At 62.7% G+C, this 23,320-nt stretch carries 22 protein-coding genes; 12 read left to right on the forward strand and 10 right to left on the reverse strand.

Translation table 11 applies throughout. The annotated features are described in order from the left end of the window. The first annotated feature begins 6 nt into the window (after positions 1-6). The gene (locus tag KCG44_RS02135; RefSeq protein WP_218443920.1) at positions 7-252 is read left to right on the forward strand and encodes an acyl carrier protein; all 246 of its coding nucleotides are present in this window, start codon (positions 7-9) and stop codon (positions 250-252) included. Further along, complete coding sequence (gene spt, locus KCG44_RS02140) at positions 245-1,450, forward strand: serine palmitoyltransferase (protein WP_218443921.1); 1,206 nt, start codon at positions 245-247, stop codon at positions 1,448-1,450. The genes KCG44_RS02135 and spt overlap by 8 nt, the downstream gene beginning before the upstream one ends. 202 nt (positions 1,451-1,652) lie before the next feature. Here the strand turns inward: spt and KCG44_RS02145 are convergent, their stop codons facing one another. From KCG44_RS02145 to KCG44_RS02155, 3 genes are all read right to left on the reverse strand, one after another. Continuing rightward, positions 1,653-2,519, reverse strand: coding sequence for a universal stress protein (locus tag KCG44_RS02145; protein WP_218443922.1), 867 nt, complete (start codon positions 2,517-2,519; stop codon positions 1,653-1,655). Beyond that, positions 2,516-4,000 (reverse strand): SulP family inorganic anion transporter, encoded by a 1,485-nt coding sequence (locus KCG44_RS02150; protein ID WP_218443924.1) that lies wholly within the window; start codon positions 3,998-4,000, stop codon positions 2,516-2,518. Before KCG44_RS02150 ends, KCG44_RS02145 begins: the two co-directional genes overlap by 4 nt. A gap of 117 nt (positions 4,001-4,117) precedes the next feature. After that, the gene (locus KCG44_RS02155) at positions 4,118-4,399 is read right to left on the reverse strand and encodes a 4a-hydroxytetrahydrobiopterin dehydratase (protein WP_218443925.1); all 282 of its coding nucleotides are present in this window, start codon (positions 4,397-4,399) and stop codon (positions 4,118-4,120) included. A gap of 39 nt (positions 4,400-4,438) precedes the next feature. Between KCG44_RS02155 and KCG44_RS02160 the strand changes: the two genes are divergently transcribed. Further along, a complete protein-coding gene (locus KCG44_RS02160) occupies positions 4,439-4,837 on the forward strand; it encodes a metallopeptidase family protein (protein ID WP_218443926.1) in 399 nt (132 codons plus the stop codon). A gap of 84 nt (positions 4,838-4,921) precedes the next feature. Here KCG44_RS02160 and KCG44_RS02165 read toward each other — a convergent pair whose 3' ends face one another. Continuing rightward, entirely contained in the window at positions 4,922-6,247 is a 1,326-nt protein-coding gene (locus KCG44_RS02165) for a GntP family permease (protein WP_255536261.1), read from the reverse strand. 164 nt (positions 6,248-6,411) lie between these two features. Here KCG44_RS02165 and mdh point away from each other — a divergent pair, with 164 nt between their 5' ends. Together mdh and KCG44_RS02175 are read left to right on the forward strand one after the other, a co-directional pair. Beyond that, positions 6,412-7,374: a malate dehydrogenase gene (gene mdh / locus KCG44_RS02170; RefSeq protein WP_218443927.1), complete on the forward strand. Its 963-nt coding sequence runs from the start codon at positions 6,412-6,414 to the stop codon at positions 7,372-7,374. Between the two features lie 10 nt (positions 7,375-7,384). Continuing rightward, the gene (locus KCG44_RS02175; protein ID WP_218443928.1) at positions 7,385-7,978 is read left to right on the forward strand and encodes a hypothetical protein; all 594 of its coding nucleotides are present in this window, start codon (positions 7,385-7,387) and stop codon (positions 7,976-7,978) included. A gap of 719 nt (positions 7,979-8,697) precedes the next feature. Here the strand turns inward: KCG44_RS02175 and purQ are convergent. Further along, positions 8,698-9,360, reverse strand: a complete 663-nt coding sequence (purQ, locus tag KCG44_RS02180) for a phosphoribosylformylglycinamidine synthase subunit PurQ (RefSeq protein WP_218443929.1) — start codon at positions 9,358-9,360, stop codon at positions 8,698-8,700. 11 nt (positions 9,361-9,371) lie between these two features. After that, on the reverse strand, positions 9,372-9,602 hold the full coding sequence (gene purS, locus KCG44_RS02185; RefSeq protein WP_218443930.1) for a phosphoribosylformylglycinamidine synthase subunit PurS: 231 nt from the start codon (positions 9,600-9,602) through the stop codon (positions 9,372-9,374). A gap of 109 nt (positions 9,603-9,711) precedes the next feature. Here purS and KCG44_RS02190 point away from each other — a divergent pair, with 109 nt between their 5' ends. From KCG44_RS02190 to KCG44_RS02200, 3 genes are all read left to right on the forward strand, one after another. Further along, positions 9,712-9,858, forward strand: a complete 147-nt coding sequence (locus KCG44_RS02190) for a hypothetical protein (RefSeq protein WP_218443931.1) — start codon at positions 9,712-9,714, stop codon at positions 9,856-9,858. A gap of 96 nt (positions 9,859-9,954) precedes the next feature. Next, positions 9,955-11,199 carry an aspartate kinase gene (locus KCG44_RS02195; RefSeq protein WP_218443932.1) on the forward strand — a complete coding sequence of 415 codons (1,245 nt, stop codon included), beginning with the start codon at positions 9,955-9,957 and terminating at the stop codon, positions 11,197-11,199. Then, entirely contained in the window at positions 11,196-12,197 is a 1,002-nt protein-coding gene (locus tag KCG44_RS02200; RefSeq protein WP_218443933.1) for an NAD(P)H-dependent flavin oxidoreductase, read from the forward strand. Before KCG44_RS02195 ends, KCG44_RS02200 begins: the two co-directional genes overlap by 4 nt. On the opposite strand, the gene KCG44_RS02205 is transcribed toward KCG44_RS02200, so the two are convergent. The 4 genes from KCG44_RS02205 to KCG44_RS02220 are packed head-to-tail and all read right to left on the reverse strand — an operon-like array spanning position 12,183 to position 16,157. Next, positions 12,183-13,163: an ATP-grasp domain-containing protein gene (locus tag KCG44_RS02205; protein WP_218443934.1), complete on the reverse strand. Its 981-nt coding sequence runs from the start codon at positions 13,161-13,163 to the stop codon at positions 12,183-12,185. The two genes, KCG44_RS02200 and KCG44_RS02205, sit on opposite strands and share 15 nt — an antisense overlap. Continuing rightward, on the reverse strand, positions 13,160-13,843 hold the full coding sequence (locus tag KCG44_RS02210) for a hypothetical protein (RefSeq protein ID WP_218443935.1): 684 nt from the start codon (positions 13,841-13,843) through the stop codon (positions 13,160-13,162). Before KCG44_RS02210 ends, KCG44_RS02205 begins: the two co-directional genes overlap by 4 nt. 28 nt (positions 13,844-13,871) lie before the next feature. After that, positions 13,872-15,839 (reverse strand): S8 family peptidase, encoded by a 1,968-nt coding sequence (locus tag KCG44_RS02215; RefSeq protein ID WP_218443936.1) that lies wholly within the window; start codon positions 15,837-15,839, stop codon positions 13,872-13,874. A 54-nt stretch (positions 15,840-15,893) separates the two neighbouring features. Beyond that, on the reverse strand, positions 15,894-16,157 hold the full coding sequence (locus KCG44_RS02220; RefSeq protein ID WP_218443937.1) for a hypothetical protein: 264 nt from the start codon (positions 16,155-16,157) through the stop codon (positions 15,894-15,896). Between the two features lie 309 nt (positions 16,158-16,466). Here KCG44_RS02220 and KCG44_RS02225 point away from each other — a divergent pair, with 309 nt between their 5' ends. The 4 genes from KCG44_RS02225 (at position 16,467) to ptsP (ending at position 23,309) form a co-directional block, all read left to right on the forward strand. Then, complete coding sequence (locus KCG44_RS02225) at positions 16,467-17,672, forward strand: trypsin-like serine peptidase (RefSeq protein ID WP_218443938.1); 1,206 nt, start codon at positions 16,467-16,469, stop codon at positions 17,670-17,672. A 16-nt stretch (positions 17,673-17,688) separates the two neighbouring features. Further along, a complete protein-coding gene (locus KCG44_RS02230) occupies positions 17,689-19,605 on the forward strand; it encodes a di-heme-cytochrome C peroxidase (RefSeq protein WP_218443940.1) in 1,917 nt (638 codons plus the stop codon). Between the two features lie 43 nt (positions 19,606-19,648). Next, on the forward strand, positions 19,649-20,935 hold the full coding sequence (locus KCG44_RS02235) for a patatin-like phospholipase family protein (protein ID WP_218443941.1): 1,287 nt from the start codon (positions 19,649-19,651) through the stop codon (positions 20,933-20,935). Between the two features lie 97 nt (positions 20,936-21,032). Continuing rightward, a complete protein-coding gene (gene ptsP, locus KCG44_RS02240) occupies positions 21,033-23,309 on the forward strand; it encodes a phosphoenolpyruvate--protein phosphotransferase (protein ID WP_218443943.1) in 2,277 nt (758 codons plus the stop codon). Positions 23,310-23,320 lie beyond the last annotated feature (11 nt).

A 23,320-nucleotide genomic window follows, 5' to 3' on the forward strand; every position in this document is an offset into this window, starting at 1 on the left:
CAGGATATGCTGACCAAAGACACGGTGCTGCCGCGCCTCATCGAAATCATCACGCCGTTCAACAGGGCGGGCACCGACCTGAACGCGAAAACCACCTTCGCGACGGATCTGGAGCTCGACAGCCTGACGGTCATGGACCTGACGGCGGAGATCGAGGACGAATATGACATGCTTATCCCCGTCAACATGCTGCCTGACCTTGAAACCATCGGTGATGTCGCCGATGCCGTCGTGAAGATCAAAAATGCCTGACCTGTTCGACAAGTTTCAGCCGCTGATCGATCAATATGAGGGTCTGATGGCGTCGGGCCTGCGCGACCCGTTTCACCTGCAGATGGACGAGATCCTGTCACCGACCCGCGCGGTGGTGAACGGCAGGGAGATCATCCTGGTCGGCACCTATAATTACATGGGCATGACCTTCGATCCCGACGTGATCGAGGCGGGCCAGAAGGCGCTGGCGGAATTCGGCGCGGGCACGACCGGCAGCCGCGTCCTGAATGGCACCTTTCAGGGCCATGCGGAGTGCGAAGCGGCGCTGCGCGATTTCTACGACATGGAACACGCGATGGTGTTCTCCACCGGCTATCAGGCCAATCTGGGCCTGATGTCGGCAATTGCGGGGCGCGGCGATTATATCGTGCTCGACGCCGACAGCCATGCGTCCATCTATGATGGCTGCGCGATGGGCAATGCCGACATCGTCCGTTTCAAGCACAATGATGTCGCCGACCTGGAAAAGCGTCTGAAGCGCATCCCGGACGGCGCGGGCGTGCTCGTCGTGCTGGAGGGGGTTTATTCCATGGTCGGCGACATCGCGCCGCTGAAGGAAATGGTCGCCGTCGCGAAGGCCGCGGGCGCCATGATCGCCGTCGATGAAGCGCATGCGATGGGCTTCTTCGGCGAACATGGCCGCGGCGTGTTCGAACAGGCGGGCGTCGAGGACGATGTCGATTTCGTCGTCGGCACTTTCTCAAAGTCGGTCGGCACCGTCGGCGGCTTCATCGTTTCCAATCATCCGAAGTTCGAGGTTCTGCGGTTCGTCGCACGGCCCTATGTCTACACGGCCAGCCTGCCGCCCGCCGTCGTCGCCTGTTCCGCCGCCAGCATCCGCAAGCTGAAATATGCGCACAACAAGCGCGCGCATCTGTGGGAGGCGTCGCGCCATCTCCACAAAAGCCTGCGCGAAGCGGGCTTCACACTGGGTACCGAGACGGCGGAAAGCGCCATCATCGCGGTAAAAATGCCGGATCAGGAAACCAGCGCGAAGATGTGGACCGCCCTCATCGAGGAAGGCGTCTATGTGAACATGGTCCCGCCGCAGGCCACACCGGGCCTGCACCTGCTGCGCTGTTCGCTATGCGCCGATCATACGTCGGCGCAGGTCGAGGAAATCATCGCCCGCTTCAAGCGCGCAGCGGCAACGGCCGGGTTACCGCTGAAGGCTTAGGACGGGAATACCTCCAAGAGGAGTCACCCCGGCGAGAGCCAGTAAGACGTGTGTCGAAATGCAATGCTCAAAACCCCGATCATCCTGAGCTTGTCGAAGGACGCACCCAGGCTGCTGCAATACCATCGTGCGGCCCTCGACTACGCTCGGGATGATGGAATTCAGGTGATTGCGGACATGCTTAGCAGGCCCAGCCCAGCTCCTACCGGAACAGCAGCACCGGCACCTTGCAGGTCCGCATCATGGTCGACGTCGTCGACCCGACCAGCAATGTCCGCAGCGGCGCATGGCTATAGGCGCCCATCAGAACCAGATCCGCGGCAAAGTCCTCCACGGCCTGTGCGATGACGGTTTCGGTCTTCCCGGCCTGCAACCTGATCTTCACCTCGCGCTTGTCAAAGCGGGCAGCGGCGGCGTCCAGCATGGCGCGGTTTTCATCGGTCGAGCGGCCGCACATCACAAGATAGATGGCGCACCCCTCGGTCAGCGGCGACGTCGCCGCCAGCTCCGCAGCCCGTGCGGCCATCTCTCCCCCGTCATAGGCGATGACGATGCGGCGAATACCGCGATAGGTCTTGCTGACGACGAACACGGGCTTTTCGCTTGCGCGGACGATGCGTTCGACCTTGCTGCCGATATGTCCGTGCGCGAAGTCCGCCGAAGCGCCGCGTTTGCCCATCACGACGATGCGGGCGTCCGCCTCGCGCTCGATGATGGTCTCGATGATGCCGCCATGGCGATGGGTCAGCGTCACATCGGTAATGCCCTGTTCCGTCAGCCGCAGTTTCGCGTCCGCCAGCATCAGTTCGCCGCGCCGCCGGGCCAGCTTCGCCTCCGCAGCCTCCAGCTCGGTCAGTTCGCTCATCAGCGCGCTTTTCGCGCCAAGGCCGACGGCGCCGGACAGGTCGCGGCGGCGCGCAACGGCATCGGCGCGCTGGATCACGTGCAGGACCTCGACACCAACGCCCAGCCGCTCGGCGGCATAAGCGGCATTGTCGATCACGCTGGTCGCATATTCCGACGCATCGATACAGGCGAGGATGTGTCCGCCCTGCCGCTGTTCAGTCATGCTGTGCCTCCCGTAACGGCCATCCGGTCTGCGCCCGATGTTTCCGTGAATTTACCGACCATGGCCGCGCTGGCTTCGTTCAGGCCGATGACTTCGACCTCCGCACCCTCGCGGCGGAATTTCAGAACCACCTTATCAAGTGCGGCGGTCGCAGAGATATCCCAAAAATGCGCATTCGACACATCGATACGCACCCGCTCCACCACCTCGCGGAAGTCAAAGGCCGCCAGGAAGCGCTCGACGGAGGCGAAGAAAACCTCTCCGCGCACATTATAGACGCGCACGCCCGGTTCCGGCTGGCTGGAATCCACACCGAACAGGCGGCGGACCTTGTTGGCGAAGAAGATACCCGACAGCAGCACACCGGCACCCACGCCCTGCGCCAGATCGTGGGTCCAGACGGTCACGACCACCGTGACGAGCATGACCGCGCTTGAATGTTTCGGATTGACGCGCAGGTTCATGATGCTGGACCAGCTGAACGTCCCGATCGACACCATGATCATCACCGCGACAAGTGCGGGCATTGGGATCTGCGCCACAAAGCTGCCGAGCGCGACGATCAGGATCAGGAGCGTGACGCCCGCGACCATCGTCGACAGGCGCGTATGACCGCCCGACTTCACATTGATGACCGACTGGCCGATCATCGCGCAGCCGCCCATGCCGCCAAAGAAGCCGGTGATGAAATTGGCGATGCCCTGGCCGCGCACTTCCTGCGCCTTGTCGCTCGGCGTGTCCGTCAGATCATCGACGATCTGCGCCGTCAGCAGCGATTCCAGCAGGCCGACCGCCGCCATGGTCAGCGAATAGGGCAGGATGATCCAGAACGTTTCCATGGTGAACGGCACCTCGGGCAGCGCCAGGACGGGCAGCGTATCGGGCAGCGCGCCCATGTCGCCCACGGTATTCACCGGCAGGCCGAAATAGATGCTCACCCCGCTCAGCAGCAGGATCGCCACCAGCGGGCTGGGGACGGCCTTTGTCAGCAGCGGAAACAGGTAGATGATGCCCAGCCCAATCGCCACCATCGCATAGGTTTCCCAGCTGACACCGGTCAGCTGCGGCAGCTGCGCGATGAAGATCAAGATGGCGAGCGCATTGACGAAACCCGTCACCACGCTGCGCGAGACGAACTGCATCAGCAGGTCGATTTTCAGGAACCCGCCGATCAGCTGGATGACGCCCATCAGAACGGTGGCCGCAAACAGATAGCCAACGCCGTGTTCCGCGACGAGCGGCACGACGAGGACGGCGACCGCCGCCGTCGCCGCCGAGATCATGCCCGGACGGCCGCCCACCAGCGCGATGATGACGGCGATGGTGAAACTGGCATAGAGGCCAACGCGCGGATCGACACCGGCGATGATCGAAAAGCCGATCGCCTCTGGAATCAGCGCGAGCGCAACGACGATGCCGGCAAGGACATCGGCACGGACATTGGAAAACCAGTCGCGCCGAAACGCGGCAAGATCGAACATGAGCGGGTCGCCTATCGGGAATGCGCGCCCGATTCACGCGCGGGAAAGGCGGGGCCTTATCCCTGAGGCGTTAAAAATTCAACCCGGCATGCTGCACCGCAACATGGCGCGCGCCTGTCAGATCGCGTCGATCTTCTGCGCCAGTTCCACGTCGCGCATCGACAGTCCGTCCGCGTCATGGGTGGTCAGCGTGATGTCCACCTTGTTGTAAACATTCGACCATTCAGGATGGTGGTCGGCTTTTTCCGCCAGCAGCGCCACGCGCGCCATGAACCCGAATGCACCGACGAAATCGTCAAACTCATAGACCTTCCGGATCGCCGCGCCGTCACGGGCAAGGTCCCAGCCCTCAAGCTGCGGCAGATGTTCCGCGCGTTCCGCCTCTGTCAGTCTATCCATGTCTTTTCTCCATCAATGCAAATGCCTACATCACAGCGCATGACCGCTCCACATGGTTTCGCGCCGACGATCGACGACATTGACCGCATCGCCCGCGCCGCGATGACAGGCCTGCCGCCGGTGTTCCAGCGGCATCTACCCGGTATCGTCCTGCGCATCGAGGATTTCCCGTCAAAGGCCGTGATGCAGGACATGGAGCTGGAAAGCCCGTTCGATATATTGGGCCTTTATCATGGCCATGAGGTCGGCCGCTCGGTGGAGGTATCCGGCGCCCTCCCCGACACGGTCTACCTCTACCGCCGCCCGCTGATCGATTATTGGGCGGAACATGAGGAAACGCTTGAACACCTCGTCAGCCACGTCCTGATCCACGAAATCGGCCACCATTTCGGCCTGAGCGACGATGACATGCACGGGCTGGAGGATGAGGTGGAGTGAAACACCTCCTAGACGCAAAACACCAAATCCGATCATCCTGAGCGCAGCCGAAGGACGCACCCAGGCCGCGGCAAAACCGCCACCTCAGAACAATGTGAACAGGATCAGCGCGATCACCAGCCCCACGATCGGCACCACCACCGTCGTCGCGCCCACCGCGCCATAGGCATCCTTGTGCGTCTCCCCGCACACCGCGCGGATCGTCGTTACGACATAGCCATTATGCGGCAGGCTATCGAGCGCGCCGGATGCAATCGCCACCGTCCTGTGCAGCTCCTCGGGATTCGCCCCCTCACCCAGATAATGCGGCGCGATCAGCGGCAGGGCGATGGTCTGGCCGCCCGACGCGCTGCCGGTCAGGCCTGCGATCACCGTGACCGCGATGGCCGCGCCGATCAGCGGACTGCCGGGCAGGGTCTGCACGGCGGCCAGCGCCTCTGAAAAGGCGGGCGTCAGCTTCGCGACCGCGCCGAACCCGACCACGGCGCATGTATTGGTGATCGCCACCACCGCGCCCGTCGCGCCGCGCGAAAAGGCGGACGGCATCGCCGCCATTGCCCTGCGCCCCACCAGAACCGCCGCGATCAGACCGCCGCCCAGCGCCGCGATCAGCGCCCATTTGCCAAGATCCTGCGTCACCAGAAACAGGCCCAGCACAGCCGCCAGCGGCAACAGCGCCAGCGCGGGTTTCGACAGGCTGGCGGGGTCAGCGGGCGCATCGTCGCCGTCGCGCGCGGCGAACCGCTCCCCTGCCGCCACGGCCCGCCGGACCATGCGTGCGATCCACGCATAGCCAAGAACAGCCATGATGAGCGCAACAACCAGACTGACCTCCCACGCGGCATAGGCATCGGTGCCCAGATATGGCATCGGGATCAGATTCTGGATTTCCGGGCTACCGGCAGTGGTCATGGTGAAGGTCACCGACCCGAACGCCAGCGCGCCGGGGATAAACCGCCGCGGCAGGTCGGCTTCCCGAAACAGGGCGACCGCCAGACCGTAGACGCTGAACGCGACGATGAAGACCGACACGCCGCCATAGGTCAGCACCGCGCAGGCCAATATGGTCGCCGCCAGCGCATATTTCGCGCCCAGCTTCGCGGTGATGGCATGCGCGACCGACGCCGCCGCGCCCGATGCCGCCATGACCTCGCCAAAGATCGCCCCCAGCAGGAACATGAAGAACCAGTCGGCGAAAAACCCGGTGAACCCGGCCATGTAGCTCGACGCAAAATCCGCCGCGGCAACGCCGTCCGCGCCGATGTCGGCCAGCGGCGGCAATAGCGGCAGACCAGCTGTGACCGCCACGACAAGCGCCGCCACCGGCCCCGCGATCAGGATGTTCACGCCCCTGACCGTCATCCAGATGAGCAGCGCAAGTCCGCCGACAAGTCCGATCCAGCTCAGCATGCGTAACCTCTCCCTCGCGCTGCGACAGACCGTGTCGTTCAAAAAAATGCAATGGCTGTTTTCCGGGTCAACGCATGCAGGTCGCCTGACGCTTGCGGGAAAGCGGGTCGCCCGGTAACGACCGCTTCACATCAGTTTCAAATTCCAGAAGGACACCCCCCGCCATGGCACGCAACAAGATCGCTCTCATCGGTTCCGGCATGATCGGCGGAACGCTGGCTCACCTCGTCGGCCTGAAGGAACTGGGCGATGCGGTCCTGTTCGACATTGCCGAGGGCATGCCCAAGGGCAAGGCGCTCGACCTGGCGCAATCGGGCACGGTCGAGGGTTTCGACGCCGTCCTGAAGGGCACGAGCGATTATGCGGACATTGCGGGCGCCGACGTCTGCATCGTCACCGCCGGTGTCCCGCGCAAGCCGGGCATGAGCCGCGATGACCTCCTCGGCATCAACCTGAAGGTCATGAAGGCCGTCGGCGAGGGCATCAAACAGCACGCGCCGGACGCGTTCGTGATCTGCATCACCAACCCGCTCGATGCGATGGTCTGGGCGCTGCAGCAATTCTCCGGCCTGCCAAAGAACAAGGTCGTCGGCATGGCGGGCGTGCTGGATAGCGCGCGTTTCCGCCTGTTCCTGGCGGAGGAATTCGATGTTTCAGTGGAGGATGTCACCGCCTTCGTGCTGGGCGGCCACGGCGACACGATGGTTCCCGTCCCCGCCTATTCCACGGTCGCGGGCATTCCCATTCCCGACCTCATCAGGATGGGCTGGTCCACGCAGGAAAAGATCGACGCCATCGTAGACCGCACCAGGAAGGGCGGCGGCGAAATCGTCGGGCTGCTTGGCAATGGCTCGGCCTATTACGCGCCGGCGTCGAGCGCGATTGCCATGGCCGACAGCTATTTGAAGGACAAACGCCGCCTCCTCCCCTGCGCGGCGTGGCTGGACGGTCAATATGGCTGCGACGGCATGTATGTCGGCGTGCCCGTGATCATCGGCGAAGGCGGCGTCGAGAAAGTCGTCGAAATCGAGCTTGGCGACGAGGCGAAGGCCGGGTTCCAGGTCTCCGTGGACGCCGTGAAGGAACTGATGACGGCATGCAAGGCGCTGGACGGCTCGCTGGGGTAAGGAAGAACCGTTGGGTCTTTATGTAAGCTCATTAAAAAGCCTCCCCTACGCCGGGAGGTCTTTGTACGTCTATCTACTAGATTACGGCTGGCCCGACGACGACTATGCAGCACTCTTTAAACGACATTTTTTGGGTCTCGCTAATCGCGCATCGGAGACTGAGGCCATTGTAGTGGCAAGCGAGCGAGGAATTCATTTTGCTAATGAAGTTTTTGATTGGCACTCTATAGTGGGATTGGACGCGAACCAGGTTCTTCCTGCGATAATGATCTCGACGGTGCACCCGCACTATTTTGAGCGTGGAAGTTTCAGGGAGGATACTGGAGAGGCTCATGATCTGGTACTAATCCCCTTGCGGGAAGCATGCACATCTCCAGACGAGTTTCTTCAACTCGTTGGGTCAATTTTTGATGATCTGGAACGGGGGCTAACCCTACGACAGTTTGCGATTGCAAAGAAAGATCGAGGACCTTTCGGTCTGGTGGACGGAGAACTAGGCCTAGTTAAAAGGAGCTGGGCAGCGACAATACTACAACCTAATTTCATGGGTGTCGGGGTGGATCTGAAAAAACTGTTTTCTAAAGATCATGGCAAGGCTCGATAACGAACAGAAATGCGCAGTAAGTTAATAGAATTTGGGAGAATTCAGAAGAATTCAGGGACACTATACCTCAGAAGAATTCAGAGAATTCAGGGACATCAGAGAATTCAGGGACACTATACCTAGAATTCAGGGACACTATACCTAATTCACGCCATCTCCACCGACCTCTTCATCCCGAGCGAAGTCGAGGGACGCACAATCTCGCCGCCGCCAGCCAAACCGCCAACATCACCGCACCTGAAGTCAGCATCGCGCGGACACCCCGGCAACTTCTACGGAATTCGGGGACACTATACCTAATTCACACCGTCTCCACCGACCTCTTCATCCCGAGCGAAGTCGAGGGACGCACAATCTCGCCGCCGCCAGCCAAACCGCCAACATCACCGCACCTGAAGTCAGCATCGCGCGGACACCCCGGCAACTTCTACGCCATGTCGTGGCAACTTCCGCCTATCCCGGAACGGCACACAGCGATTCGCTCACCCCCGCCGATTCCGCGCGGAATGCCAGAGCCTTACGAAAATCGCTGTCCTACACCCGCATCCATAGGCGACACTCGCGGCGAACGGCCATGTGCCGCCCGCTCCTTCTCATCGGAATCAAAACCAAAGCGGAGGTATATCCGCAAATGCGAACAACCTTCGCCACCTTCACCCAAGGATACCGGCGCCCGCTGCCGCGTCATTCTTGGAGGCGGGAAGGGTATCCGCGCAGGATCAGCCGAGCGCCTTTGCCAGCGCCGTGAACAGGCCGCGTCCGTCGGTGCCGCCCTGATCCCTGTCCACCAGCCGTTCCGGATGTGGCATCATGCCGAGCACGTTGCCGCGGCGGTTGCGGATACCGGCGATGTCGCGTGCGGAACCGTTGACGGGCTCGGCATAGCGAAACGCGATGCGGCCCTCGCCTTCCAGCTCGTCAAGCGTGCCCTCGTCGGCGAAGTAATTGCCGTCATGGTGCGCGACGGGAATGCGGATGGTGCCGCCCGCTTCATAATCGCCGCAAAAGGCACCATCGGCGGCCTCGACGGTCAGAGGCACGTCGCGGCAGACATAGTCGAGGCCCGCATTCCTCAGTAGTGCGCCGGGCAGGATGCCGGTCTCGGTCAGCATCTGAAACCCGTTGCAGACGCCCAGAACGTGGCGGCCCTGCGCGGCGGCCTTCACCACCGCGGCCATGACGGGCGATTTCGCGGCGATCGCGCCCGTGCGCAGATAATCGCCATAGGAAAATCCGCCGGGCAGCGCGATCAGGTCGACATCGGGCAAGTCGGCCTCGCCGTGCCAGACCATCTGCACATCGGCCTTCGCGACATCGCGCAGGGCAACGGCCATGTCGCGGTCGCAGTTGGAACCCGGGAAAACGATGACGGCGGCTTTCATGACGTCGCCTTTCAATCGGTTTCGATACGGAAATTCTCGATCACCGTATTGGCGAGCAGCTTCGTGCACATCTCCTCGATGCGCGATTCGGGCGTGCCGTCGGCCAGTTCCAGCTCGATATACTTGCCCTGCCGGACATCTTCGGCCTCCTCGAAACCAAGCGCGCCGAGCGCATGGTGCACGGCCTTTCCCTGCGGGTCGAGGACGCCGTTTTTCAGCGTGATGTAAATGCGTGCTTTCATGACCCGGCCCCTTAGACGAGTTCGCTAACCGGAGCGAAAGGTTTTTGTGACATCGTTACGGCTCTGATACTCTAAAAAGGCGGGCGCACCCGCCGGGGTCGTTATTGTCATGGGTGCTCTTGCACTTGCCTTGTTCGTGATGCTGTTCGGGTTCGGACAGGAATTTATCGGTGGTATGAGCGGGCCGAATTTAAAGCTGGCACTGTTCGCTTCCTTTATTTTCGGTATCATCTGCGGCTGGAAAACGAACAACTGACCCCGCTCCGGGCGGCACGCCGAACGGCACCTGCTTTACCCGGAATTCGCGTCGCCCGGCTTCACAAAACGGCCATGGCCCCGTACAGCGCCCGGCATGGCACGCATTGTAATGAAATTTGGCGGCACATCGATGGCCGGGCTGGAGCGTATTCGCGCATCGGCCGCGCGCGTGAAACGCGAGGTCGACGCCGGCAATCAGGTTGCCGTGGTGGTCTCTGCCATGGCGGGCGAAACCGACCGGCTGGTCAATTTCTGCCGCGAGGCCTCCCCCCTGCATGATAATAGCGAATATGACGTCGTCGTTTCCTCGGGCGAGCAGGTGACGGCAGGACTTCTCGCCATCGTGTTGCAGTCGATGGGGGTGGCGGCGCGGTCGTGGCTGGGATGGCAATTGCCGCTGCATACCTCGGCCACCCATTCAGCGGCGCGCATTCGCGGCATGGACACGGATGGCATCGCGGAGACGCTGGACAGCGGCGTGGTCGCCACCATTCCGGGGTTTCAGGGTCTGACCGAGGGCGGACGCATCACAACATTGGGCCGGGGGGGTTCCGATACCAGCGCCGTCGCCGTCGCCGCGGCGCTGAAAGCCGATCGCTGCGACATCTACACCGATGTCGACGGTGTCTACACGACCGACCCGCGCATCGTGCCGCGGGCGCGCAAACTGGAAAAGATCACTTTCGAAGAGATGCTGGAACTGGCATCCGTCGGCGCGAAGGTTCTGCAGACACGCTCTGTCGAACTCGCCATGAAGCAACACGTAAAACTGCGCGTCCTGTCGAGTTTCCGGGATGTGCCCGGCACGGACATCGTTGCAGAAGAAGAAATCGGGGAACACTTCGTGGAAGACCAGCTCATCACCGGCATCGCCTATAATCGCGCGGAGGCCGAGGTCACGCTGACCCGCGTCGCCGACAAGCCGGGATCCGTCGCCGCCATCTTCAAACCGCTCGCGGCAAACGAAGTGAATGTCGACATGATCATCCAGAACATCGCCGATGCCGACGGCCGCACCGATGTGACGTTCACCGTGCCGCGTACCGAGGTGCCGCGGGTGATGGACATGCTGGCGGCCGTTCAGGACGAAATCGGCTATGAAAGTGCAAGCTATAATGACCGTGTCGCCAAGCTGAGCGTGGTCGGCGTGGGCATGAAAAGCCATACCGGCGTTGCGGCGACGATGTTCACCGCCCTTGGCGAGCGCGGCATCAATATCGATTCCATCACGACGTCGGAAATCAAGATCAGCGTACTGATCGCCGAGGAATATGTGGAGCTCGCCGTGCGCGTGCTGCACTCCGCCTACGGCCTGGATGACGAAGAGGCCGCCGCATGACGCACACCCATCTTGCCGCCGCGATGCAGCGCGGTACGGAATTCCTTGGGTCCAGATACGCCATCATGGGCGGCGCCATGTCGTGGGTATCGGAGCGCAATCTGGTTTCAGCCATCTCCAACGCGGGCGGCTTTGGCATGATCGCGTGCGGCGCGATGGAGCCGCACATGCTGGAAGAGGAGATCGCCGAGACCGCCAAGCGGACCGACCGGCCTTTCGGTGTCAATCTGATTACCATGCACCCCGCGCTGACCGAGCTGATCGACGTGTGCGCCAAGGCGAATGTCAGCCACATCGCCCTGGCGGGCGGCCTGCCGCCCAAGGGCAGTATCGACGCCATCAAGGGCAAGGGCGCGAAACTGATCTGCTTCGCCCCGGCACTCTCGCTTGCAAAAAAGCTGGTGCGCTCGGGCGTCGATGCGCTTGTCGTCGAAGGCATGGAGGCGGGCGGGCATATCGGGCCTGTATCCACCACCGTGCTCGCGCAGGAAATTCTGCCGGAAATTACCGACGTCCCGATCTTTGTCGCAGGCGGTATCGGCCGCGGTAGGGCGATTGCCGCGTTCCTGGAAATGGGCGCTGCGGGTGTGCAACTCGGTACCAGGTTCGTCTGCGCGCATGAAAGCATTGCGCATGAGAAGTTCAAAAAAGCCTTTATTCGCGCCTCGGCACGCGACGCGGTCACCAGCGTGCAGCTGGACAGCCGCCTGCCCGTGATCCCCGTCCGCGCGCTGAAAAACAAGGCGTCGGAAGAGTTCGCGGCAAAGCAGCGCGATGTTGCCAATCAGCTGGATACAGGATCCGTCGAGATGATGGAAGCGCAGTTGCAGATCGAACATTACTGGGCGGGCGCGTTGCGCCGCGCCGTCATCGACGGCGATGTCGAATCGGGCAGCGTCATGGCGGGACAGTCCGTGGGCATGGTGAAGGGTGAAGCGCCGCTTGCCGATATCATGGCCGAATTGTGCGACGAGGCGGAGACTTCACTCGCCCCCTGAGCTGGGCACGGCGGTCGCCGCGGCGGGGAGCGCGGCCGGTTCCTTCGTGTAAGCGCATCTTGGCAGCGCGCCATCCCTGCGAAGCCATGCGATCAGGGCGTCGGCAATGGGTAGTCCCGTCTCATCCTCGAAAAAACTATAGGCCGGACTGGGGTTCGCCTCGAAACAGAACCATTCGTCATTTGCGGTCACGCAAAGGTCGATGCCGGTAAAGGGCAGGTCGAGCGCACGCGAAACGGCAAGGCAGCGATCGGCGATATCGTCAGGTAGCGTGAACGGCGTCAATTCGGCGCGGGCGTCGACCTGCTGCCTGGCATAGCGATAATCCGTCGCTTCGCTTTCGATGCGCGCCGCGAACAGCTTCTCTCCGATGACATGCACCCGCACATCAGTACCGCGTACGCGGCGCTGGAACTGGACCGGACAGGCGGCGAGCCGGTCCAGGTCCTGCATGCGCGTGGGCGTCAGCACCTCGACGATGGAGCGCACGCCGCTGATGGATTTATAGATCAGTTCGTCACCGTCATTCGCGCAGCGCTCCGCGAAGGCGCGCACCGCCCCGGGGTCGTTGGTGATGAGCGTCTCGGGCGTGTCCAGCCCCTGCTGCTGGATCAGCCGCGCCTGATAGGGCTTTGACTGGTTGGTCATCATCGCGCCGGGTCTATTGGCGACACGGCATGGGGCCAGTTCGAACATCTCGTACAATCTGGCGTGAAGCGGAGCGGCCTTGCCTTCCAGACCGTCCAGCGCGCGCGCGTAAATGCCGGTCAGATCCTCAATGGCCACATCCAGATCTGGTGTGCGGAAGACACCGCTGAGGTCGCCCTTCGCGTCCAGTCTCAGGTCGAGTTCCAGATCCGCCGCCTGCCCCTGATCGAACAGTAGATAATCGGCACCGGCCCGCTCCGCCGCATCGAGGGCGCGGGCCATTGGCGGCTCGGCTGGATTGCCGCACAGCAGGATCATGCCGCATCCCTTCGCGCATCAGACATCAGCGCGTCCCGCACGTGCCGCACCAGCGCATCGCCGCCAATCCGATAGTCCACATAAGGCGTCGCGCCCAAGAGGCCGTCCGCAGCCATATCGACCTGCACGGCCCGCCCACCATAACCACGCGCAAAGGCATCCACCGCACGGCGCAGATCCGTATCCGGCAGACGCGGAAATATCTTCCCCTCCAGCCAGACGAAGTGCGCAGCAGGCGCGCCGTGCCCCATGGGAAGGTTAGCGCGCGCGGCAAGCTGACATGTCGCAAGATCCGTGTGCCAGGCCCCGCCAAGGCAGCCCGGTGTTGGCATATTCAGAACCGGGCAGGGCAGGGCGGCCAGCCAGCCGAGCAGGCAGGCATTCAGCTCAGACTCGGCATACTCCCGGTCCGCCTCGCCGATTTCCGTCAGCAGCGGCAGCGGCACAGCGCCCACCCGGTTGATGACACCGGTCAGCGCCGCGCCGTCAAACGCCCTGCCATTGCTCAACGCTACGGAAGTGTCGGCCTCAGCGCCCGCAATGTGGAAGCGGAAGCTGGATCCGGCAAACAGCTGTGCCGGGTTGACGCGACGCACCGGAACGGGCGCGGCGGGCCGGGATAACCGGCGCTGCAACCACAGCGCCGGGGCATCCGTCCTCTCGGCAATGATCAGGATCACGCCGGGATCACTCCAGCGTCACGGACGGCTATTCGTCATAGCCTTCGGGACCGCCATCATCCGCCCAATCCTCATCATAGATGTCATCGTCATGGCCATCATCATGCCCGCCGCCCAGGTCCGGGCGCAGATCGCCGCCGATGAAGTGCATCAGCTCGCCCATCGCCGCCTCCATGGCGCTCATGCGGGCGTCCAGATTGTCGTCATGGCCGCCGCCCTGACCGTCCTGACCGTCATATTCGGCATCGTAGCCATGATCTTCCGGTCGGCGGACGTTCAGGCGGCCGCGATGAATGCCTTCGCGTACCTTGTTCTCGAACCGTTTGTTTTCAAAGATATCCTTATCCTTGTCCTTCTCTTTGATATCTTTGCCCAGGTCCTTCCCCACGTCTTTGCCGCGCTCTTTGAAGTCCTTGTCCTTGATGATATCCTTGCCGCGCTCCTTGAAGTCTTTCTCCTTCACGTCCTTGCGGCCATCTTTCAGATCCTTGACGATGTTCTTGCCGCCGCCGCCGACAACACCGAACAGGCAATTATAGAGGGCCCGGATGTCCGGACGGCGGCCGATACGCTGGCTGCGCGGACGACCGGGCGCGTCGTTCTGTACCGACCCTGTTCGCCGCAGGCAGCTGCGCATCCGCGCCGGCGTGACAGGGGTCCGCCCCCGGGCCCGCACCATGCCCTGGATCGAGGCGCACGCACCGACGACGATCGGAGACGCGCTCGACGTGCCGCTGAAAATGTCGGTATACCACAGATCCTCGTTGCTCCCGCCCTGCCGGTCGCCATAGCCGCAGGTGGTGACCTCCCGGCCCCAGCCCTGCGCATCCACCAGTCGGCCGTAATTGGAAAAATCGAGCCGTGAACGATCGGGGCCATGATTGCGCCCATGGGTTCCGGGGGGCGGTGCACCGGCACCGACAACGATCGCTCCCGAATCCCGGTTGGATCGGCGGAAACTGTTGCTCCAGCTGGCGGGAAACCCGGTCGCCGCAGTCTGATAAATCGAATCGTCCAGATTCTCCGCGCCATTCCCGGCGGCTTCGACCACCAATATGCCGCGATTGACGGCGTTGCGGATCGCCGTGAAATCGTCCGGCCACCATTCAATGGCGATATAGCCCTTCTGATCGTTTCGATTCTGGAAATTATGGCGCGGGCCGGGCCGATGTAGTTCCAGCAGCATGATATCCCCGCGGCGCAGGCGGCTGGCAGCGATGTTGATCGCGCCCGCTGAGCCCGGGCCGCCAAAAATGGAGACCGCGCTTGCCCGCGCATCGGGGACGATGCCGGTCACCCCGAACCCATTGCGGTCGCCGCTATAGACGCCCAGTACAGCGGTGCCATGGTTACGCCACCGGATGTCGGTGGACTGTGTCCCGCCAACGACACCGCCCTGATTGCCGCGCAGGTCCTCATGCGTGAAACGCCACGCACCCTCGATATCGATGATGCGCACGTTGCGGCCGCGTCCGCCGGGCCGACCCCAGGCCCAGGGCGTGTTGATCCCCGCCGATGGCGCGTTCAGGTAGATCTGCCGTGACGTGAAATTGGGGCTGGCGGGCGGTGCCTCATCAGGCGCGGCGATCATCTCGTTGATCCCTTCGGGGGCTTCCGGCGGCTCGGATGGCGGCTTTATATAGGCCGCCTCCACCAGTTCATGACCCATCAGGTCTTCCTGCAGCGCCTCCATCTTACCCTCGGGGGCAGCGACCTTGTAGAAATGCGAACCGTCGAGCATCTCGGTCTCGTTCGCCTCGGCACTTTCCATCATTTCGGTCTGCACGCGTTCTTCGGTCGGCCCGAACAGCGGATGCATCTCCGCGCCATGCTTCTTCAGCGCCTTCTCGATATCATTGATATTGTCACCGGCCAGCGATTCGAAACGACCGGCGGAGGCACGAAAATCGGTCTCCTCCCGCATCATGACGATCAGTTCGGCTTCGCCTTCAAAGGCAGGCGTGTCGGCTTTCTTTTGACTCGGTTTCTTCGCCATCTGGCATCTCCTCGGCTGGCGCCAGGATGCCTGTCAATGGCACCGGGACGCGGGTTAGGGAAGAGCGTCCGGCGGTTTCGTGTAGGCGGCGGAAATCCCGGGGATTTGCGCGACCGCGCTGCGAAACTCGTCCATCTGCTCTGGCTTGATCCCGCGCACAGAGAAGTCGTCGCCCTCGTCCGGCCCAGACATCGCCCGGGGAACGAGTTCACCACCATAACTATGCACAAGTTCAAGAACGCGAACTGCCTCTTCCAGCGAGTCACTGCGCAAGACGCGGGAAAGACCGGAAGAAGCCACTACTTCTACACTACCCATGAAAACGTCCCTATCATATTATCAAGGCCGGAGTCCGCATTATTACACTTCTTAAACATCTCTTGCATTCATATGGCTCATGCTGCCAGTGTCATCAGGGGCGAGAGGCCAGAATCCTGACCCCGCGCCTGCCGCCGGTCAAGCCGCCATGGTCGGCTGATTGACGTGTTTCCAGATGCCGCGTAACTTTGCGGCGTGTTGCGTAGCGTATTGTCCGGGCCGAGAGCCGACGGGGCGCAGGTATCGCCGCAAACCGTTTCGTTCCCGACCTGAAAATCATGCCGCTTTGCGGCCGCAAGGGGGCGACACGTGACCACAATCGAAACGCAATGGAAACTCGCGGGCAAGCGCTGGACTGAAAACGAGGCCGAGCGTGACGCCCGCATGAAGGAACTCGACAAGCTCAGCGGCGACAGCAAGGACGGCGAACGCGCCATTGTCGACTGGGAGAAAATCGACAGCAAGGCGCGCATCCAGAACCGGATGAATGGCCTTGGCATGCACGACAAGGCCGAGCAGTTCGCCAATGACGAGATCATCGCGCCCGATGTGTTCGAACGCATCCTCAATGAGAATGAGCTGACGGAGATCGTGTTTTTCGAACGCGGCATGGTCGCCGCGCGTTCGGTGGGCCGCGTCGTCATCCTGGCCTCGCCGTCGCGCCGCCTTGGCCATGGCTCCGGCGTCATGGTCTCTCCGCGCCTGTTCCTGACCAACAATCACGTCCTGACCAGCGAGGCGCATGCCGAACATTCCCTGATCGAATTCGGCTATCTGACGTCCATTGGCGGTCTGCGCGAAGCCTATCCGTTTCGCCTTGCCCCGGATGAATTCTTTGTCACCGACGAGGAGCTCGATTTCACTCTGGTTGCCGTGCAACCGATGAATGACGCCAGTGCCGCGCTGCAGTCGCGCGGGCACTGCCCGATGATCCCGGCAACCGGCAAGGCTGTCGCCGGGCAGCGCGTCAACATCATCCAGCATCCGCGCGGAGAACGCATGCAGGTCAGCATGCGCGGCAATCGCATCGTCGATATACCGGGCAATTTCCTGCACTATGAAACGGATACCGAACCCGGGTCATCGGGCAGCCCGGTCTTCAACGATCAGTGGGAAATGGCCGCGCTGCATCACGCCGGTGTCCCGGCGCGGGATGGCAATGGCAAAATCAAACTGAAATCGGGCGGCACGTGGCGCAGCCGCCGCGACAATGACGATATCGAATGGGTCGCCAATGAAGGCGTCCGCATCAGCCGCATCGTTGAACATCTGAAGGGCCTCGATCTCGCATCACCGCAGCGGCGCCTGTTCGAACAGACGCAGCGTCCGCCCGAACCCATGGACCTGTGGGACCTGATCGAAGGGCGGTCATCGCCGCTCTCCAATGGCGGCATGCAGATGGAGGCGGGCGGCATCGCATCCAATCTCGGTGCGGGCATATCGGGGCCACATATCGGGCCTGATGGCAGCCCGTCCTGGCTGTTCCGCCTGAATTTCGGCCCCGTCAGCAAATAAAGAAGGAGAGCGACCGATGCGTACGCTTGATACCGGCCTCATTTTTGGGGCGTCCACGATCGTGGTGGCACTGCTCTCTGCCTGTCAGACGGGCGACAAGGGCCAGATCACCGCCTGCAAACCGACGGATACCGTCCTCACCGGCAATGTCGCCGCCAATGGCCTCGACGATGCCGGCCTGCTCGACTGGGCGCAGCAGTCGCAGGGTTCGCGATTGATGCCGGCCAGCTGGTTCGGCGCGCTGGAACGGCCGGACGGATCGGGCGACATCGCCGATACCGACTTCCTCGCCGGGCTCGGCTTTGCGACCGACGACGCACTGACCTATCCCGTGGGTCTGGCGCTTGATTGTCAGGATGAAAGCGAGCTTCCCCATACAAAACTCGCCTGGTATTCCGGTCAGGTGCATCAGGATCCGGAGCGGGTCGAGGGCTGGGTCGGACTGAACTGCGCGGCCTGTCATTCGGGTACGGTCACTGCCGGGAATGTCACGAAGCTGGTTCCCGGCGCGCCTTCGCGCCTTGACTACCAGTCTTTCGTTGAGGCGGTCGACGCGGCGCTGCAACAGACGCATCCAGACGTCAATCCGGACAGGTTCGATCGCTTCGCGCGCCGCGTGTTCGCGGCCAGCGCACAGGATGACAATGATGAGAACCGCGCGCTGCTGACGGCGGCGCTCGCCGATCTTATCGCGTGGCAGCGCAAAACCGAATTGCGCAACTTCCCCGAAGGCGAGGACCGCCCGCGCTACGGCCTGTCCCGCGTCGATGCGTTCGGCCATATCTACAACAAGATCACATTGTTCGCAGGCGCGCAAGACGTCCGCAACCCGTCCAATGCACCCGTCAGCTACCCGTTCCTATGGGGCATTCAGGACCAGAAAACCGTGCAGTGGAACGGCAGCGTCGCCAATGCGCGCCTCAACAATCCGCTAAAGATCGGCAATCGCGAGCTGATCGACTATGGCGCGTTCGGCCGCAATAGCGGCGAGGTGCTGGGCGTGTTCGGCGATCTGAAGATCACGGAACGTCCCGGCGAGCGCCCCAGCTACAAGTCCAGTGTCCGCGCCAACAATCTGATGCGCCTTGAAGAGCTCGTCGGGAAATTGCGACCGCCGAAACTGTCCGAGTTCATGCCGCTGAAACCCGATGCCATGACGGACGCGGATTACGCGTCGCTGGTCAGCGCTGGCCAGGACCTGTTCGGGCGTCATTGCAGCGGCTGCCATCTCGGTGCGGGCGAAACCAATGACGATGGCGGGACAGAGGTGAATGTCAATTTCGCCGCCATGCAGGCCGGCGGCAACCTGACCGACATCGGCATGGCCTGCAACGCCATGCTGTATGAAAGCGAAACCGTCCGCATGCAGGGCGTGAAGACCGAACTGATCGGCGGCGGCGAACTGCCGGACGTCGCACCGGTCGGCCAGATGCTGGAGGTGTCCGTCAAGGGCGTGGTTGCCGATAATGTCGGCACGCTGGTGCGCGAAGTGCTGGCGAACCTCTGGGGCGTCGAACCCGCGTTCGATGAGCCGGTGCTGACTGAAATGACGCCCGAAGACCTTTGCATGTCGCTGATCGATACCGAGCAGGGCCGCAAGGCGCTGCAGTATAAAGCACGTCCGTTGGACGGCATCTGGGCGACGGGTCCGTATCTGCATAATGGTTCCGTGCGCACGCTGGAGCAGCTGCTTATGCGCCCGGAATTCCGCGAAACCGAATTCTGGGTCGGCAGCACCGAGTTCGATGCTGACGGCATTGGCTTCACGTCGCAGGCGTCCACCGATGGCAGTACCTTTCGTTTTGACACATCGCTTCCGGGCAATAGCAATCAGGGCCATGTCTACGGCGCCGAGATATTCAGCGGCGGGGGCGATGACACCGAACAGGCGGACGCCCGCCGCGCGATCCTGGCCTATATGAAAACGCTCTAGCGCCGCCGGTGGGCCCCGCCCCGCGCGAAGAAAGGAAACGGTGATGACCATCCGCCTGTTGCTGACCGTGCTTCTGGGGTTCGGGCTGGCCGCCTGCCAGCACACGCCGCCGGAAACGGTGGCGGGACAGTTCTGCGACATCCAGCGCTTCTCGCTGGAACAGCCGCTTCCGGGCGAGCCGCGCTTCATGGACATGATGAAAGCCGCCGACGGTGACATGCTCTTCCTGTCGGGCGGCAGCGAAAATGGCGCTTTTGGCGCGGGTTTCTTCAGCGGCTGGAAGGTGAATGGCAGGCCGCCGGAATTCTCGCTCGTGACGGGCATCAGCACGGGCGGGCTGCAGGCAACGGGCGCATTCATCCAGCGCCCCGACATCACCGCCATGGGTTACATGATCGACAGCGAAGCGGACCTGCTGGAAACCTACGTGTCCGGATCGGACGTGCGCGGCGGCCTGTCCACCAGCGCCGCGATCACCGCCCTGCGCCGCGGGGCCATCGCGGACCTTGTTCCGCTCCGCGCACGTTTGCACACCCTTTTCACACCGGACGTGCTTGAAGAGGTCGCGCGGCGTTATGACGAGTCGCCGCCGGACGACAGAAAACGGCTGCTTGTCGGGGCCACGGATGTCGATTTGGGCCGCGCCGTTGCCTTTGATATGACAGAGCTCGCCAGCCGTTATGCCGCCAAGGCGCCCGCCAGCGCGGAACGGGCGCGGTTGAAGAATTGCTATGTTGAGGCCCTGGTGGCGTCCTCCATCGTCCCGCCCGGTGCGCGGCCCGTTTTTATCGACAATCGCATGTATATCGATGGCGGCGTTCGCTACGCCGTCTTTGACGATCGCATCGGTGAACTGCTGGCAAATACTGGCCCCGCCGCCCTCGAATCGACAGGCATGCCCCGCATTTACATCATCCTGAACGGTGACGGGGAAACCCGTGCCGAGTGCGGCAAGGTCGACGCCGCGAATTGCGACCCGCCCTCCTCGACCGCCGGAAAGCACAAGGACTGGGACCTGCTCAGCCTGGGGTTCCGTTCGCTCAGCCTGCTGACCGATCAGGTGCGCCGACTTTCCATTGCGCGTGCCGCAAGCCGGTCCGCGGACCGCGATGCTGAAATCCGCTTTGCGCGCATCCGCGCCGAGGACCTTGACGATCCGGCACAGCGGGTCGAGCTTCCCGGTTTTTCCGGCGCACGCACCTGTGCCGAATGGCGCGGCGTCGACATGGAGCTTGATGATCCCGTCGAATTCCACGCCCGCTATATGCGCTGCCTGATCATTTATGGCCGCATGCGCGGTGCCGCGCTGGACTGGGACCAGAGTGGATAATTTTCGCGTTGCGATCGCCACCTGACGCGACGTTGCGGGAAGGGAAGCCGGTGAACGACGATGGTGGCGGCGCGCAGCCTCTGTTAAAGAGGGACGCATGAACGCCCCCGTCCAGATCTCCGCCGGGTCCGCCGCCCGTGATATTCTCCGCCGCCTGCATGAAGTCATGGCAAGCCGCGCCAATGCGCAGGAGAAGCTGAACCGCGTCGTCAAGATCATCGCGAAGTCGCTTAGCAGCGAAGTCTGCTCCATCTACTTGCTGCGCGAAGGCGTGCTGGAACTGTTCGCAACGGAAGGTCTGGCGCAGTCCGCCGTGCACGTCACGCGGCTCGCCATTGGCGAAGGCCTTGTCGGACAGATCGCCGCGAACAAGGAGCCGTTGAATCTTGCCGAGGCCGCGGAGCACCCGGACTTCGCCTATAAGCCTGAAACCGGTGAGGACATGTTTCACAGCTTCGCCGGTGTACCGGTCATCCGGCAGGAATCGGCTGTCGGCGTGGTTGCCGTGCAGCATGTCGAACCGCGCATTTACGAGGACATCGAAATCGAGGCGCTGCAGACCGTCGCGATGGTGCTGTCGGAGCTGATTTCGTCGGCGGGCCTGATCGACGCCTCGACGATGACGTCGATCCGCGCGCATACCGGCGCATTGCGGCTGGAGGGACTGCGCCTCGTCAAGGGTGTCGGGCAGGGCCGCGCCGTCTTTCACCAGCCGCGCGTCGTGATCGAGCATACCGTTGCCGACGATGTCGAGGTGGAAAAGCAGCGCATCGCCGAGGCGTTTCTGTCCATGCGCGAGCAGATCGACGCGATGATGGGAAAGGCCGAATTCGCAGCCCCCGGCGATCATGACGACATCCTCGAGACCTACAAGATGTTCGCCTATGATGAGGGCTGGATCCGCCGCATCACCGAGGCGATCGATTCGGGGCTGACGGCGGAGGCCGGCATCGAACGCGTGGCGCAGAAAACACGCGCGCGTCTGCGAAAGGCGAAGGATCCCTTCTTCGCGGAGCGCCTGCATGACCTTGACGATCTGTCGAACCGGCTGCTGAGGATTGTTTCGGGGCAGGTCGGCACCGCCGCGGAAATGGGCATTGGCCGCGACACGATCCTGCTGGCCCGCAATCTGGGGCCCGCCGAACTGCTGGAATATGACCGGCGGTTCCTGAAAGGCGTGGTTCTGGAAGAGGGCAGCCTGACCGCGCACGTCATCATCATCGCGCGCGCCATGGGGATTCCCGTGCTGGGACAGGTAAAGGATATCCGCGCGCAGATCGCGGAAGGCGACCCGCTGCTGCTCGATGTGCATCGCGGGGTCGTTTTCGTGCGTCCGCCGGACGCGGTCATCGAGCAGTTTGACGAGCAGGTTGCGCTGCGCACCAAGCGGCAGGCGGAATATGACCGGCTGCGGGACAAGCCCGCGATCACGCTGGATGGCACCGACGTCACCCTGCTGATGAATGCAGGCCTGCGCGCCGACCTGCCGAGCCTCGATGAGTCCGGCGCGGACGGCATCGGACTGTTTCGCACGGAATTCCAGTTCCTCGTCTCCGCGACCCTGCCCCGCCGCGAACGGCAGACATCGCTATACAAGAACGTCATCGAAGTGGCCGGCGACAGACCCGTGATCTTCCGCACCGTCGATATTGGCGGCGACAAGGCCGTGCCCTATGTCGATAGCGCGGCGCGCGAGGAAAATCCCGCGATGGGCTACCGCGCCCTGCGGCTGGCGCTGGGGCGCAAGGGGCTGCTGAAGGTGCAGGCGCGCGCATTGCTGGAGGCGTCGGAGGGCAAGACGCTCAGGATCATGTTCCCGATGGTCTCCGAACCCTGGGAATTCGCCGAAGCGAAGGCGCTCGTGCTGGAGCAGCTGGCGGCGCAAATGGCACGCGGCGGCGCGATGCCGAAGGAACTGAAGTTCGGCGCCATGCTGGAGGTTCCGGCACTTGCCGAGATGCTCGACCTGTTCCTGCCGCAGGTGGATTTCCTGTCCGTAGGGACGAATGACCTAGTCCAGTTCCTGTTCGCCGCCGACCGGTCGAACCCCTTGCTGGCCGAACGCTATGACTGGCTGAGCCCCGCTGTGCTGCGTTTCCTGAAGCGCGTCATCGATGCCGCCGATGATGCGGGGAAACCCATCAGTGTCTGCGGTGAAATGGGCGGCCGTCCGATCGCGGCCATGGCCCTGCTGGCGCTGGGCTTTCGCCGCCTGTCGATCACGCCCGCAGGCATCGGGCCGGTGAAGGCCATGATCCGGACCCTGGAACTGGCGCCGCTGTCAAAGGCGATGGAGGGCTGGCTGAGAAGCGGCGCGAATGTCCGCGACAAGCTGGAAGACTGGGCCGACAAGCATACAGTCAGGCTGCGCTAGACGATCTTGAA

The organism is Pacificimonas pallii, assembly GCF_019204005.1.
Taxonomy (GTDB): Bacteria; Pseudomonadota; Alphaproteobacteria; order Sphingomonadales; family Sphingomonadaceae; genus Pacificimonas; species Pacificimonas pallii.